This is a genomic window from Thioalkalivibrio sp. ALJ1, assembly GCF_000745395.1.
In the GTDB taxonomy this organism is placed as follows: domain Bacteria; phylum Pseudomonadota; class Gammaproteobacteria; order Ectothiorhodospirales; family Ectothiorhodospiraceae; genus Thioalkalivibrio.
In genome coordinates, this window is record NZ_JQIW01000003.1 from 148,390 (window position 1) to 162,222 (window position 13,833).

The window sequence follows — 13,833 nt, forward strand, 5'->3', positions numbered from 1 at the left end:
CAGTGTACGGGTTTGCCGCGCATGGTTCCGGGCGGGATGGCGAAAGGGGACGCGGGTGAATCGGTATTACTGGGGGCTGTTGGCAGCGCTTGTGTTGTTGCTGATCGCGTGGTTGGTCGCAAGCACCGGGAACTGGCTGGACCTGGCATCGCTACAAGCCGCAGGTGGCTGGATCGAGTCCTGGCGGGCGGGTCATCCGGCGATCGCGGTGGTCCTGTTTTTCTTGCTGTACATGGTCGTAGCGGCGTTCTCGGTACCCGGGATTGTGGTGATGACCCTGGCCGGCGGTGCTCTGTTCGGGGTGTTCTGGGGAACCGTGCTGTCGTCACTGGCGTCGACCCTGGGTGCGACGATCACCTTCGCCGTCGCTCGGGTGCTGGCGCGGGATGCGGTCCAGCGGCGTTATGCGCAACGATTGGAGCGGATCAACGAAGGATTTCTCCGGGAGGGCGCGTTTTATCTGTTCGCGCTACGTATGATCCCGGTGTTCCCTTTTTTGTTGGTCAACGCGGGGATGGGCCTGTTGCCGATACGGGCCTGGACTTATTTCTGGGTGTCGCTGGTTGGGATGCTACCGGCGACCGCGGTGTTTGCGAACGCGGGTACGCAGCTCGGCCGGCTGGAGGGGCTTGAGGATGTGCTTTCACCCATTCTGATCCTGTCGCTGGTCGCGACCGGGGTATTCCCTCTCCTGGCCCGGTGGCTAGTGGGGGCTGTAAGGCGCCGAAGGCCGCGGTAGCCGCCGTTGACACAAGTCTCCACGGCCTACCGTTACACCACTCGATATACATATCTGAAAAAACAGATGTATTATTTTTTCGCAAGCCGTCGCATCGGCGGCCCGGAACGGCCGGCCGGGCGGGAAGTCATAACCACAACGAGAAGGGCGGTCGGCAATCCCCCGGGACGTCACCATGACGAGGAGTCTGCTTTGAAAACCAGTTTGTTGTTGCGACAGGGGCAGGCGATTGTGCTCGCGCTGGTTCTGCTGGGTCTTGTCCTGGTGGCACAAGCCGAGGAAGAGGAGCCGCGCGATCGTCCGATCGACCAGGTGCTGGAGCCGATCCAGCTGACGGATCGGGTGTATTACTTCTACGGTTCCCTGGAGAATCGCACACCGGAGAATCTAGGCTTCACCAACAACACGGGCTTTGTGGTGACCGATGATGGTGTGGTTCTGCTCGATTCCGGCCCCAGCTACAAAGTGGCGAAGCGGATGGCGAAGGCCATCGCCGAGCTAACCGATCAGCCGATCACCCATGTAATCTCGGTCGGGAGCCAGGATCATCGCTGGCTGGGCAACGGCTATTTTCATGAGCAGGGCGCCGACATCGTCGCTCTGGCGCGTACTGCCGCCACCCAGGCCGAACGCGGCGAAGGGCAGATCGCTTCGCTGGCGAATGCCGTGGGCGAGGACGCCATGAAAGGGACCGAACCGGTCCCCGCACTCAATCCGATTGACGCGGACGAGCACACATTGACGGTTGGTGGCGTGGACTTCGAGTTGATCTTTGCCGGTGATGCCCACTTCCCAGGTGACATCATGGTGCACCTGCCGGGGGAAGATGTGGTGTTCACTGGTGACATCGTTTACACCGAGCGCATGCTGGGTATCCACCCGTTCAGCAATCCGGTCGAGAAGCTGGAGGCGTTCCGCCATCTGGAATCCATCGATCCGGAGATTGTTGTTCCGGGGCATGGGCGTGCGACGGATATGGCCGAGGCCCGTCGTGACACTGGCGACTATCTCGAGCTGTTGGTGCGAGAAGTGACCGCCGGCGTGGAGGACTGGGAATCGCTGGACGAGACGGTTAGCCGGTTGGCCGACCTGGACGACTTCAAGCATCTGCGTCACTACGATGACTGGCATCGCCCGAACGTGAACCGCACCTACCTGTTCATCGAAGACAACATGTAAGTATCGACCGAACCCCGGCCGCAGGCCGGGGAACCTGCCGACGGCGCCTAGCACATGGTATGCTTCGCGCCGTTGTCGTTTCCGGCAACTTCCAATTTCTGATACGCGACGTTCGACCCCGCGTATGGGTCGGCGAAGGAGCCTCGCAATGCCCGCAGTAACCCTCCCCGACGGCAGCCGCCGCGAGTTCGATCATGCAGTCACCGTGCTGGATGTGGCCAAGGACATCGGTCCGGGCCTCGCCAAGGCGACCCTGGCCGGCAAGGTGAATGGCCAGCTGGTCGATGCCCGCCACCAGATCGACGACGACGTTGAACTCGCGATCGTGACCGACCGCGACCCGGAGGGGGTGGAGATCATCCGGCATTCGACCGCGCACCTGATGGCGCAGGCGGTCAAACAGCTCTTTCCCGAGGCGCAGGTCACCATCGGCCCGACCATCGAGAACGGCTTCTACTACGACTTCGCCTATGACCGCGGCTTCACGCCGGAGGATCTGGAGAAGATCGAGAAGCGCATGAAGGAGCTGGCCAAGCAGGACCTGGCGGTGGAGCGCTCGCTGATGGATCGCGACGAGGCGGTGAAGTACTTCCGCGACATGGGCGAGGCGTACAAGGCCGAGATCATCGCGTCGATCCCGCAGGGCGAGAACATCTCGCTGTACAAGCAGGGCGATTTTGTCGACCTCTGCCGGGGTCCGCATATCCCGTCCACCGGCAAGTTGAAGGCCTTCAAGCTGACGAAGGTGGCCGGTGCGTACTGGCGTGGCGATTCCGACAACGAGATGCTGACGCGGATCTATGGCACTGCCTGGCCGAACAAGGACCAGCTGAAAGAGCACCTGGAGCGGCTGAAAGAAGCCGAGCGTCGCGATCATCGCAAGATCGGCCAGGAGCTGGACCTGTTCTCGATCCAGGACGAGGCCGGCGGCGGCCTGGTGTTCTGGCACCCGAAGGGCGCGCGCATCCGTCGCGAGATCGAGAAATACTGGTACGACATGCACGAGAAGGCGGGTTACGACTTCGTCGTCTCGCCGCACATCGCGAACCTGGAGCTGTGGAAGACCTCCGGCCACGCGGACTTCTACGCCGAGTCCATGTACGAGCCGATGGAGGACGAGCACCAGGCCTTCCAGTTGAAGCCGATGAACTGCCCGTTCCATGTGCTGATGTACAAGGACCGGTTGCATTCCTATCGCGACCTGCCGCTGCGCTGGGCGGAGATGGGTACGGTGTACCGCCGCGAGATGTCCGGTGCGCTTCACGGGCTGATGCGTGTGCGCGGCTTCACTCAGGATGATGCGCATATCTTCTGCCGCGAGGACCAGATCGAGTCCGAGGTGATGGCCGTCATCGACCTCACCCTGGAAGTGCTGCAAACCTTTGGTTTCGAGAAGTTCGACGTGAACCTGTCGACCAAGCCGGAAGATGCGGTCGGGTCCGACGAGATCTGGGAGCACGCGACTGCGTCGCTGCGCTCGGCAATCGAGAAGAAGGGGCTGGAGTACTCGGTGGACGAGGGCGGTGGTGCCTTCTATGGCCCGAAGATCGACATCAAGATCCATGACGCCATTGGCCGCGAATGGCAGTGCTCCACGGTACAGCTGGACTTCAACCTGCCCGAGCGTTTTGGCATGGAGTACGTCGCCGAGAATAACGAGCGCCGGCGCCCGATCATGATCCACCGCGCGCTGCTGGGCTCGGTGGAGCGCTTCTTCGGCGTGTTGATCGAGCACTATGCCGGACACTTCCCGACCTGGCTGGCCCCGGTGCAAGCCGAGGTGCTGACGATCACCGAGCGCCAGGATGCGTATGCCCAGGAAGTGACCAAAGCGCTGCGTGACAGGGGTTTCCGGGTCGAGGCCGACTTGAGAAACGAGAAGATCGGCTTTAAGATTCGCGAGCACACGCTCAAGCGCGTGCCGTACTTGCTGGTCCTTGGAGACAAGGAAATGGAAAACAGGCAGGTCGCGGTGCGCACGCGAAGCGGAGAAGACCTCGGCGTCATGAGCCTCGAGGACTTCGGCGAGCACCTCCGGGAGGAGGTTGCCGCTCGCCAACACTGACCTTGAATTGGAGAAAAGGCTATTAGCGCAGCAAAAACGGTCCGCCTGAACGATCAGATCACCAGCCCACAAATCCGGCTGATTGATGCCGAAGGCGAGAATCGAGGGGTCTGCAGTACTGCAGAAGCTCTGGAAATGGCCGCCGAAAGTGGTCTGGACTTGGTCGAGATCTCGCCGAATGCCGAGCCACCCGTGGCCAGGATCATGGACTACGGGAAGTTCAAGTTCGAACAGGCGAAGAAGGCGCAGGAAGCCAAGAAGAAGCAGAAGCAGATCCAGATCAAGGAAGTGAAGTTCCGTCCGGGTACGGACGAGGGCGACTACAACGTCAAGATTCGCAACCTGCGCCGCTTCATTGAGGGTGGCGACAAGGGCAAGGTCACCATCCGCTTCCGCGGGCGCGAGATGCGCCACCAGGAACTGGGTGGCGAGTTGCTGGACAAGATCGAGCAGGATATGTCCGACATCGCGGTCGTCGAGCAGCGACCGAAAATGGAAGGACGCCAGATGATCATGGTGCTGACGGGCAAGAAGAAGTAAGCCCGTCAGACAACAAGGGCGGTCGGGTCTCCGCATACCCGCACCGCCTTTTCACAAACGGCCGACCCATTTGGGGTACGGCCCAAAATGCCGGAGAGAGTAATGCCTAAGATCAAGACCAATCGGGGTGCGGCCAAGCGCTTCACCCGTACCGGGTCGGGGAAGTTCAAGCGGTTCCAGTCGCACCGCAGCCACATCCTGACCAAGAAGCCTACCAAGCGTAAGCGTCACCTGCGCAGCCCAGCGATGGTGCACGAGTCGGATGCCCCGGCCGTGCGCAAACTGCTGCCATACCGTTGAACTGACCGAGGAATCGAGACATGCCACGAGTCAAGCGCGGTGTAACCGCTCACGCCCGTCACAAGAAAGTCCTGAAGCAAGCCAAGGGCTATTACGGCGCCCGGAAGAACGTCTTCCGTGTTGCCAACCAGGCCGTCATCAAGGCCGGTCAGTATGCCTACCGTGACCGTCGCCAGAAAAAGCGCCAGTTCCGGTCGCTGTGGATCGTTCGCATCAATGCGGCGGCCCGTCAGTTCGATTTGTCCTACAGCCGTTTGATGAACGGTCTGAGCAAGGCCGAGATCGATATTGACCGCAAGACCCTGGCCGATCTGGCTGTGCACGACCTGACTGCGTTCGGCAAGATCGCAGAGAAGGCGAAGGCCGCACTGCCGGCCTGATCAAGGCCTTAAGGACTGCCCGTCGGCGGTACGCCGGCGGGTCCCGAGAAGGGAGGGTCAATGCCCTCCCTTTTTTGTTTCGGGATCGACGAAAAAGGCGCCTGCAAGGCAGCAGTCCCTGAAATACGGACCGCTGCCTTGCAGGCGAATATGGGGCCGGGGAGGCCCGTACCAGTCGGGGGAAGACGTGGAACAACTGCAACAGCTGGTCGCCGAGGCGCGGGAACGCATCGAAGGGGCCACGGATCTGAAGGCGCTGGACGAGGTCCGGGTGCACTACCTCGGCAAGAAGGGTGCGCTCACGGCTCAGCTCAAGGAGTTGGGCAAGCTTCCGGCGGAGGAGCGGCCGGCGGCGGGCCAAAAGGTGAATGAGGCCAAGACCGAGGTGGCCGGGTTGATCGAGGCGCGCAAGGAAGCGCTGGCTCAGAGCGCACTGGCGGAGCAACTGGCGGGCGAGAAAGTCGATGTGACCCTGCCGGGGCGCCGTCTGGCCGATGGGGCCTTGCATCCCATTACCCAGACCCTCGAGCGGATTGAGGCCTTCTTCGGTGGCCTGGGCTTTCAGGTGGCGGAAGGCCCGGAGGTGGAGGACGACTTTCACAACTTCGAGGCCCTGAATATTCCCGAGCATCACCCTGCGCGCGCGATGCACGACACCTTTTATTTTGATGCCCATCGCGTGCTGCGGACCCATACCTCGCCGGTACAAATCCGCACCATGGAACAACAGCGGCCGCCGTTGCGCGTGATTGCGCCAGGGCGTGTCTATCGCTGCGATTCGGACCTGACCCATAGCCCGATGTTCCACCAGGTGGAAGGGCTGTGCGTGGACACCGACATTACGTTTGCGGATCTGCGGGGGGTGCTGAGTGCGTTCCTGCAGGCGTTCTTCGATCGCGACGATCTCGCCACACGCTTTCGGCCGTCGTACTTCCCGTTCACTGAGCCATCGGCCGAGGTGGACATCCAGTGTGTGCATTGTGGCGGGGAGGGCTGCCGGGTGTGCAGCCATACCGGCTGGCTGGAGGTGATGGGCTGCGGGATGGTGCACCCGAACGTGCTGGGGCATGTGGGAATTGACGCCGAGCAGTACACCGGCTTTGCCTTTGGCCTGGGGGTCGAGCGCATGGCGATGCTGCGCCATGGGGTGAACGACCTTCGGCTGTTCTTCGACAACGATATCCGGTTCATCGGGCAATTCGGGCAGACAGGCTAATGCGTATCAGTGTGCAGTGGCTGCAGGAATGGCTGCAGATCGACGAAACCCCGGAAGCGCTGGGTCATCGCCTCACCATGGCCGGGCTCGAGCTGGATGCGTTGGAGCCGGCGGCACCGGCGTTCAGTGGCGTCCGGGTCGGGCATGTGGTGGCGGTCGAGCCGCACCCGGACGCGGACCGTCTGCGCGTATGCCGTGTGGAAGCGGGCGAGGCGGAGCCATTGACCATCGTCTGTGGTGCGCCGAACGTCCACCAGGGGATGCGGGCGCCGGTCGCGGTGATTGGTGCCGTGCTACCCGGTGATTTCCGTATCAAGCGCTCCAAGCTGCGGGGTGTGGCATCCGAAGGGATGCTCTGTTCCGCCCGCGAGCTCGGGCTTGCCGAGGATGCCGCGGGCCTGATGGCCTTGCCGGAGGGTTTGGAGGCTGGTGTCGACCTGCGCGAAGCCCTGGGCCTGGATGACACTATCCTTGAGGTCGACTTGACGCCGAACCGGGCGGACTGCCTTGGAATGCGCGGGATTGCTCGCGAGTGTTCGGCGCTCTTGGATCGTGCACTTCATGCCCCGGAGTGGCCCGAGCCGAAGGTAAGCCTGGGGGCCCGTATCGCGGTGGAATCCGGGGACGCGGCGGCTTGCCCGTTGTATGGCGCACGGGTCTTTGAGGGACTCGATGCCAAGGCGGCAACACCGTTGTGGATGACGGAGCGTCTTCGCCGTGCTGGGGTGCGCCCGCTCAGCGCCATCGTGGACGTAACCAATTACGTCATGCTGGAACTCGGGCAGCCCTTGCATGCCTTTGATGCCGACCGCATTGGAGACCAAATCCAGGTTCGCTGGGCTAAGGAAGGGGAGTCCCTTACGCTTCTGGGTGGCGATCAAACAGTCAAGCTTTCGCCGCAGGACCTGGTGATTGCAGGTGCCGAACGACCCCTGGCGCTGGCCGGGGTGATGGGCGGAGCGGACAGCGCTGTCAGCGACACCACCACGCGGGTGGTCTTGGAGTGTGCGCATTTCGCACCGCGGGCCTTGGCCGGCCGGGCGCGCGCCCATGGCCTGCATACGGACGCCTCCCATCGTTTCGAGCGGGGCGTGGATCCAACGCTGGTTGCGCAGGCCATGGCGCGCGCGACGCAGTTGCTGCTGGAAATTTGCGGCGGACGCTGCGGCCCGGTCGCGCAGGTGGGGGAATCACCAGCCACCCATGGGGAGCAGGCGATCGGCTTGCGCTCGGAACGTATTCAGCGCTTGCTGGGTGTAAGCCTGGAAGCGCCTGAGGTCGAGCGCATCCTGCAGGCACTCGATTGTCGTGTTGAGCGTGCAGCGGACGGTTGGACCGTTCATGCGCCACGTGCGCGTTTTGATCTGGAACGCGAAGAGGACCTGGTCGAAGAACTGGCACGGGTGCACGGCTACGACGCCTTGCCGCAGACCCTACCCAAGCCGGTGGCGCCCGCCTTGCCGGCGACCGGGTTGCGGTCACTGCGCACAGGGCTTTCCCGCCAAGGTTTCCACGAGGTGATCAGTTTCAGCTTCATCGCCCGCGAAGCCGCGAGCGCCTTCTATCCGGATGTGGAGCCCTTGGCACTGGCCAACCCGATCTCGTCGGACCTGGCGGTGATGCGTCCAGGGTTGTGGCCGGGGCTCGTGACCACCGCCGCGTACAACCAGGCGCGGCAACAGTCGGATCTGCGTTTGTTCGAACACGGCCTGCGTTTTGTTCCGGATGCATCCGGGCTGCGCCAGGAGCCACGACTGGCGGGTCTGCTCGGGGGGCGGGCGTCCCTGGAGAACTGGGAGGGTGAGGCCCGTCGTCTGGACTTCTTCGATGCCAAGGGAGTGGTCGAAGGGCTGTGCAAACGCGTGGACGGGACGCTGGGCTTCCGGATGGAGCGGCACCCGGCCCTGCATGATGGCCAGTCGGCCCGCGTGCTGGTCGACGGCGCGGCAGTCGGCTGGGTGGGGCGCTTGCATCCAGCGCTCTGCGAGCGCTTCGATGTCGAGCCGGTCTTTCTGTTCGATCTGGATGCTGCGGCCGTAATACACGCACCAGTGGCCCAGTTCACGCCTTTGTCGGCCTATCCGTCGATCCGCCGTGACCTGGCGCTGGTTGTGGCCGACACGGTAGCTGCTGGGGATGTGCTAGCCGCCATCGACGAACTGGACCTGGAACTCCTGCAGGATGTGCGCCTGTTCGACGTGTACCAGGGCAAGGGCTTGAATCCGGACGAAAAGAGCCTGGCTTTGGGCTTGATTTTACGGGCTTTTGATCGCACCCTAGGCGAACAGGATGTGGCTGGCGTCACTGATTCGGTGGTGCAGCATCTCCAGGCTCAGTTCAACGCAACCTTGAGACAATAGCCGATGGCAGCTGTAACCAAGGCGGACCTCGCCGCCGCGCTTAACGAGGAATTGGGTCTCAACAAGCGTGAGGCGAAGGAATTCGTCGAGATGTTCTTTGAGGAGATGCGTCAGTCGCTGGAGACCGGCGAGGGTGTCAAACTTTCCGGCTTTGGCAACTTTATTCTGCGCGACAAGAACCAACGGCCTGGACGCAATCCCAAGACGGGCGAAGAGATCCCGGTCTCTGCACGCCGCGTGGTGACCTTCCGGCCGGGACAAAAGCTGCGTGAACGGGTAGAGAGCTATGCTGGAGGCGAGTAACCACCAGGAACTCCCGGCGATCCCGGGTAAGCGCTACTTCACGATCGGCGAAGTCGCGGAGCTGTGTCAGGTCAAGCCGCATGTTCTGCGTTACTGGGAACAGGAGTTCCCGATGCTGGAGCCGGTCAAGCGCCGCGGCAACCGACGCTACTACCAGCGTCAGGACGTGATCCTGATCCGTCAGATTCGGGCGCTGCTCTACGAGGAGGGCTACACCATCAACGGTGCGCGGCAGAAGCTCTCCGGTGATGAGGCCAAGGGCGATCGCCAGCAGGCCCAGCAAATCATCCAGGACACAATCTCTGAACTCGAATCCGTATTGCGGGTGCTGCGCGCCTGACGCTCGCTCCTGTCCGCGTTTGGAAAGGATTTTTTGAACCACAGAGGGCACGGAGTTCACGGGGAAGCCGTTAGGGTGTGATCGCGGATGAATGCCCTGCATGTCGGTATTTTCTTTAGCCGAGCGCCTTCACGCACGGGCTGGTTCCGCGCCAGTAAGGCTCACTTCTTCTTTGAATTCACTATCCATCAGAAACGGGCGGGTAGAACCCCTACCCGCTGCACGACGCGCCTTGTCTCGGAAAACAGGGGGCGCCAACGCGGACGTACGATTCAATCAGCGTCTCCTTGGCGCATTTCTCCGTGTACTCTGTGCTCTCTGTGGTGAAACAAACACCGAGCGCATGATGCCTATCGGCATGATTGCCTCATAGGCCGATAACTTCGCTATGGGGGCGATTGGCGCTTTCGTGAGGGGCGGGAATCCGCTATGATTCGCAGCTTCGGGGCGTGGCGCAGCCTGGTAGCGCATCTGCATGGGGTGCAGAGGGTCGCAGGTTCAAATCCTGCCGTCCCGACCAAAAAATAATGCCGGATCCGCCGCTTGGTCGATCCGGCTTTTTTGTGTCCGGGGATTGGTTCGGTACCATAGGCTCGATTGATTCGCGTCCCACGGCAACGGTGGCTTCAACGCGGGGCCATTCTGGTGGTGAGTGACGCGTCTCTCACTCCATGGAGCGGCGGCGTGCCTCGCGCTGATAGTGCAGCAGGGCGATGTTGGTTTGTCTCTCCAACCACTGTGTCATCCCTACGATCTCGAAACCGGCGTACTCGTGGCCGTCTCGGGTGCTGTTCCGGCGATTGGCCAGGCGCAGGTCGCCGGAAAGTCGTTCACTCACATCGGGAAGCAACAGGTTCGCGAAGGCAAGGGCCTCGCCGGTCTCGAGGGTATCCAGGATCGTGGTGGGAAGTTCGATGCACATACCCTGGCCGGAGAGATCGACGAGATCGCCGATGACTGGATCCTTCCAGTCCTTTGCACGCAGCTCGACCTGCGGCCGCTGGGACATGGGGATGTGGACCCGGAAGGTCTCGCGGCGTTGCAAATGCTGGAGTGTATCTGGGTAGGGGCAGGCATAGAGAGCCCCGTCTTCTTCGTGCTCAATGCGGGTGACCGGCGTCGTGAAGCGCACGGCGACTCCGCGCAAGGCGGCAAAGACGCGCAGGCTCATGCCGCTCTTCACGTGCTGATGGGCACGAGGCGGGTTCAGCTCGTCAAGAAAGAGTTCTTTGGCTTTGGGGTCGAGTCGGATCAGGGCAGATGTGTATAGCGGGCCGTCGGCGTCCAGGCGAACGCTGACCATCGTGAGTTTGTTATCCAGATCCTTCAGGATGCCGGCGATCCGGTCGGGTTTGTCGACCGTGTAGTCGGTTTCGTCCATGCGTCCGTGGAGTTAATAAAGTGTGAGGACGCAAGGTACTGGTGGATGTTCGGAAATGCCAGTACCGCGGCGAAAAAGATGCGTCAGGCTTGAGTAATTCGCCGCCCGCCGCGGCTATTGGGACGCGTTCGACCGTAGGGGTCGTAGGTCGCGGCAGGGCCGATTTCTTCCCCACGCAGGATTTGCATCGAAAGCTCAACACGCTGGCGGTCGCGCTCGATCAGGCGGGCATTTCCGTGGTTCAGGGTATTGCAGCGTTCGATGGACTGACGCAGGGCCTGCCAGTGGTCGTTTAGCACTGCACCATCCTCGAGCCGGGCCAGCAGGCGCGCCATGCCCTCGGGTGTAAAGGACTCGTGTTCGGCTTCGGCGATCTCGCGCTGTTGCCGCGTTTCGGTCTCGAGTTCCTGTAGCAGGCCCTGCTTGCTGGCGACCACGTCCTGCAACGTCTCGGGCGTGCGGGCCTGGACCGCACGGGTTTCCTGGATCAACGCCTCCTCCAGCTGATGGGCAAGCCGGATTGAGGTTTCCAGGGAGCGTTGCAGACGGTGGCGCGTGTCGGTTTTCATGGTGGGGTCCTGGCGTCGGATCAGCGCAGCAGGCGTTCGAGGTCAATCATGCGATCGGCCAGCTGTTCGTTGTCCATGGGGTAGTTGCCATTGGAGATCGCCTCGCGCAATTCGGCAACCCGTGCCGCGTCGAACGGAGCGTTTTCCCCGGCGCTGGAGGCCGAGCTCATGGCCTGGGCGGTGCCGGTCAATGTAAGCGAGTCGTCACCGGCCGCAGGGGCATTGCTGGGGCCCTGGGCGCTGTTTCCGGTGTCTTCGCGTCCTTTAACCGTGGAGCTTTGGCTGTCGGGGCGCAGACTGTTCGAATTGAGGCCCTTGATATCCATTGTGCCGTCCTGTCGTTGTAACTGTGCTGCAATTGTTTACGGCCGGGATGACTGAAACTGTAGCCCGAGCGCGACCGGTTTTGTAACCGTCTTCACAAACCGGTGTTTAAAGCGCGACCCGGACATGCCCGGAAGGCATGATCTCGCCCTCTACGATGCGCCCTGAAGAGGCATTCTTGACCCGAATGCGATCCCCCAGGGTACCGTTCTCCAGCGCTTCCCCTTGCATGCGGATGGCGATCGAGCCGTTCTCGGCCAGAATCGTCACCCGCTGACCGCGGCTCACGATTTCGCGCTGGGTGACATGCTGGGTGCCAATGATTTGTCCCGGTCGTATGCTGCGGCGGGTTTGTTGGCCGACCAGGTCGGATTTGTCTTCATGATAACTGCCGGCGTGCCGCGACGTCTCGATCCGCTGATAGCGGAGATCCCCGTTCGTGAGTGTGTGCTGACGCGGCAAGTTGCGGCTGGCTACCAACACTTCGGCGTAGCGCTCAACCGTGGCCGGGACGTACAGCTGCCAGGTCACCGGGCCCGCGCATTGGAGATGGACCGCGGTATTGCCATCACTTCGCCCGCCGGGTGGGAATCGAGCGTTCAGTCCATCGTGGCAATAGGCCAAACGCAAGCGGTTGTCGAGCTGGCCGATCTCGATGTTGATGTCGTTCGCGGCCGAGGCGTTTAGCTCTTGTAACAGGAATTGCTCGGCGGCTTGGCGAATCTCTCCGACGGGATGGATCTCCGCGGCGCCTGCGGCGCTTGGCAATATCAGAATAGCGATCAGGCCCAGCCAGCGGGGGGGCCTGATTCGGTGGTTATAGGTTGGCCACAGTGCCATTTTCGTTTCCTGTCCGCCCAGGGCGGAGGTGCGACGTCTTGTCCGGGGGCACAATGCCTCTGGCATGGCAAGAGGTATGCACGATTAATGCCAGGAAGAAATTGGGGTTCGGTTTAAGCCCGGGCCACAGCCGCCGTTATCCCGAGGAGACGGCGCAAGGCGGGGCCTGCGCGCCAGTATGAATGACAGGCCGGGGGCGCGCAGTGCAAACTCGGGCATAGATACCGGCCCGAGCGCAGGGTATTCGGTACAAGGAGAGCGGCACCATGAGTCAATTCATTGACGATGTGAATCAACGAACACAGTTGGTCGGGCAGAACCGGATGGAGCTGCTGCTATTCCACCTGGGCGGATCCCAGACATTTGGGATCAACGTGTTCAAGGTGCGCGAGGTCATCCCTTCGCCGCCCCTGCGCCAGATCCCGGGTTCGATGAGCGTAGTGCGGGGCGTGGCGACCCTGCGCGGCGGTACGGTTCCAATTATCGACCTGGCCCTCTCCATGGGCCTGCGAAGCGCCGCGGGTACGAGTGAAAGCGACTCCCAGAAGGTGGTGGTCACCGAATTTAACCGCTCTGTGCAGGGCTTTTGGGTATCGGCGGTGGATCGGATTGTCAACGTGAACTGGCAGGATGTGAAATCACCCCCGCGTGGTACCGGGCGCGAATCCTTCTTGGTCGCGGTGACCGAGATCAACAACAAGCTGGTAGAGATCATCGATGTCGAAAGGGTGCTTTCCATCGTGAATCCATTGCCAACCGAGGTCTCCGAATCCATTCGGCAAGAAGCTGTGTCACCAGAGGGGCGGAAGGTGTTAATCGTCGATGACTCGGTGGTGGCCCGCAAGCAGATCGAAAGCGCGATCAGGGGCTTGGGCTTTGAATACGTGGTCTTCAAGGATGGCCAGGAAGCGCTGGAGTTTCTGGAGCAGAAGGCCGAGGAAGGTCCGATCAGAGAACAGATCGAGCTGGTGATCTCGGATATCGAGATGCCGCGGATGGACGGCTATACCCTTACTGCCCGCATCCGGGATCATGCCGGGCTTAAGGATCTGAAGGTGCTGCTGCATTCCTCGCTTAGTGGCGAATTTAACACCGACATGGTCAAGCGTGCGGGTGCCGACGCCTTCTTGTCCAAGTTCAACCCGGACGAACTGGCGAGCGCGGTACTGGATCAGACCGGGCGTGATGGTCAGTGACACGGCGAAGCGGCAGTCGCTTGCCGGGTGGCGATGCAGGAGCGGTGCTGAATGGCCGGATCGGTGCGCACGCAGCGTTACGGGCTTGGATCCTGTCGTGC

The 13,833-nt window shown here is 61.9% G+C and carries 15 protein-coding genes and 1 tRNA gene; 12 read left to right on the plus strand and 4 right to left on the minus strand.

What is annotated here, in order from left to right; translation table 11 throughout:
- The first annotated feature begins 55 nt into the window (after positions 1-55).
- From F462_RS00595 to F462_RS00645, 11 genes are all read left to right on the plus strand, one after another.
- Positions 56-739, plus strand: a complete 684-nt coding sequence (locus tag F462_RS00595; RefSeq protein WP_038050806.1) for a TVP38/TMEM64 family protein — start codon at positions 56-58, stop codon at positions 737-739.
- A gap of 231 nt (positions 740-970) precedes the next feature.
- A complete protein-coding gene (locus F462_RS00600) occupies positions 971-1,918 on the plus strand; it encodes an MBL fold metallo-hydrolase (protein ID WP_051918094.1) in 948 nt (315 codons plus the stop codon).
- Positions 1,919-2,066: 148 nt separating this feature from the next.
- Positions 2,067-3,983 carry a threonine--tRNA ligase gene (gene thrS, locus F462_RS00605; protein WP_038050808.1) on the plus strand — a complete coding sequence of 639 codons (1,917 nt, stop codon included), beginning with the start codon at positions 2,067-2,069 and terminating at the stop codon, positions 3,981-3,983.
- Between the two features lie 6 nt (positions 3,984-3,989).
- On the plus strand, positions 3,990-4,523 hold the full coding sequence (infC, locus tag F462_RS00610; protein WP_196800106.1) for a translation initiation factor IF-3: 534 nt from the start codon (positions 3,990-3,992) through the stop codon (positions 4,521-4,523).
- 102 nt (positions 4,524-4,625) lie between these two features.
- Positions 4,626-4,823 carry a 50S ribosomal protein L35 gene (rpmI, locus tag F462_RS00615; RefSeq protein ID WP_017942014.1) on the plus strand — a complete coding sequence of 66 codons (198 nt, stop codon included), beginning with the start codon at positions 4,626-4,628 and terminating at the stop codon, positions 4,821-4,823.
- Between the two features lie 20 nt (positions 4,824-4,843).
- Entirely contained in the window at positions 4,844-5,203 is a 360-nt protein-coding gene (rplT, locus tag F462_RS00620) for a 50S ribosomal protein L20 (RefSeq protein WP_018140929.1), read from the plus strand.
- A gap of 187 nt (positions 5,204-5,390) precedes the next feature.
- The gene (pheS, locus tag F462_RS00625; RefSeq protein ID WP_018140930.1) at positions 5,391-6,419 is read left to right on the plus strand and encodes a phenylalanine--tRNA ligase subunit alpha; all 1,029 of its coding nucleotides are present in this window, start codon (positions 5,391-5,393) and stop codon (positions 6,417-6,419) included.
- The gene (gene pheT, locus F462_RS00630; protein WP_038050809.1) at positions 6,419-8,779 is read left to right on the plus strand and encodes a phenylalanine--tRNA ligase subunit beta; all 2,361 of its coding nucleotides are present in this window, start codon (positions 6,419-6,421) and stop codon (positions 8,777-8,779) included. Before pheS ends, pheT begins: the two co-directional genes overlap by 1 nt.
- Before the next feature lie 3 nt (positions 8,780-8,782).
- Positions 8,783-9,082, plus strand: a complete 300-nt coding sequence (locus F462_RS00635; protein ID WP_018140932.1) for an integration host factor subunit alpha — start codon at positions 8,783-8,785, stop codon at positions 9,080-9,082.
- Entirely contained in the window at positions 9,066-9,422 is a 357-nt protein-coding gene (locus F462_RS00640) for a MerR family transcriptional regulator (protein WP_018140933.1), read from the plus strand. The genes F462_RS00635 and F462_RS00640 overlap by 17 nt, the downstream gene beginning before the upstream one ends.
- Positions 9,423-9,865: 443 nt before the next feature.
- Positions 9,866-9,942: transfer RNA gene (locus F462_RS00645), tRNA-Pro, on the plus strand.
- A 144-nt stretch (positions 9,943-10,086) separates the two neighbouring features.
- Here the strand turns inward: F462_RS00645 and F462_RS00650 are convergent.
- The 4 genes from F462_RS00650 to flgA all read right to left on the minus strand — a co-directional run bounded on the left by F462_RS00650 (position 10,087) and on the right by flgA (position 12,536).
- Complete coding sequence (locus tag F462_RS00650; RefSeq protein ID WP_038050810.1) at positions 10,087-10,803, minus strand: flagellar brake protein; 717 nt, start codon at positions 10,801-10,803, stop codon at positions 10,087-10,089.
- Positions 10,804-10,886: 83 nt separating this feature from the next.
- Positions 10,887-11,372, minus strand: coding sequence for a flagella synthesis protein FlgN (locus F462_RS00655; protein ID WP_038050812.1), 486 nt, complete (start codon positions 11,370-11,372; stop codon positions 10,887-10,889).
- Positions 11,373-11,392: 20 nt separating this feature from the next.
- Positions 11,393-11,698, minus strand: a complete 306-nt coding sequence (gene flgM / locus F462_RS00660; protein WP_038050815.1) for a flagellar biosynthesis anti-sigma factor FlgM — start codon at positions 11,696-11,698, stop codon at positions 11,393-11,395.
- A gap of 106 nt (positions 11,699-11,804) precedes the next feature.
- The gene (flgA, locus tag F462_RS00665) at positions 11,805-12,536 is read right to left on the minus strand and encodes a flagellar basal body P-ring formation chaperone FlgA (protein WP_038050818.1); all 732 of its coding nucleotides are present in this window, start codon (positions 12,534-12,536) and stop codon (positions 11,805-11,807) included.
- A 266-nt stretch (positions 12,537-12,802) separates the two neighbouring features.
- Here flgA and F462_RS00670 point away from each other — a divergent pair, with 266 nt between their 5' ends.
- Positions 12,803-13,732, plus strand: coding sequence for a chemotaxis protein CheV (locus F462_RS00670; RefSeq protein WP_038050821.1), 930 nt, complete (start codon positions 12,803-12,805; stop codon positions 13,730-13,732).
- The last annotated feature ends 101 nt before the right edge of the window (positions 13,733-13,833 follow it).

Coding starts and splice junctions, on each gene's coding strand:
- rpmI (WP_017942014.1), top strand. CDS start 4,626: ATGCCTAAGATCAAGACCAATCGGGGTGCGGCCAAGCGCTTCACCCGT.
- thrS (WP_038050808.1), top strand. CDS start 2,067: ATGCCCGCAGTAACCCTCCCCGACGGCAGCCGCCGCGAGTTCGATCAT.
- flgA (WP_038050818.1), bottom strand. CDS start 12,536: ATGGCACTGTGGCCAACCTATAACCACCGAATCAGGCCCCCCCGCTGG.
- pheT (WP_038050809.1), top strand. CDS start 6,419: ATGCGTATCAGTGTGCAGTGGCTGCAGGAATGGCTGCAGATCGACGAA.
- F462_RS00670 (WP_038050821.1), top strand. CDS start 12,803: ATGAGTCAATTCATTGACGATGTGAATCAACGAACACAGTTGGTCGGG.
- F462_RS00650 (WP_038050810.1), bottom strand. CDS start 10,803: ATGGACGAAACCGACTACACGGTCGACAAACCCGACCGGATCGCCGGC.
- rplT (WP_018140929.1), top strand. CDS start 4,844: ATGCCACGAGTCAAGCGCGGTGTAACCGCTCACGCCCGTCACAAGAAA.
- F462_RS00635 (WP_018140932.1), top strand. CDS start 8,783: ATGGCAGCTGTAACCAAGGCGGACCTCGCCGCCGCGCTTAACGAGGAA.
- F462_RS00640 (WP_018140933.1), top strand. CDS start 9,066: ATGCTGGAGGCGAGTAACCACCAGGAACTCCCGGCGATCCCGGGTAAG.
- flgM (WP_038050815.1), bottom strand. CDS start 11,698: ATGGATATCAAGGGCCTCAATTCGAACAGTCTGCGCCCCGACAGCCAA.
- F462_RS00655 (WP_038050812.1), bottom strand. CDS start 11,372: ATGAAAACCGACACGCGCCACCGTCTGCAACGCTCCCTGGAAACCTCA.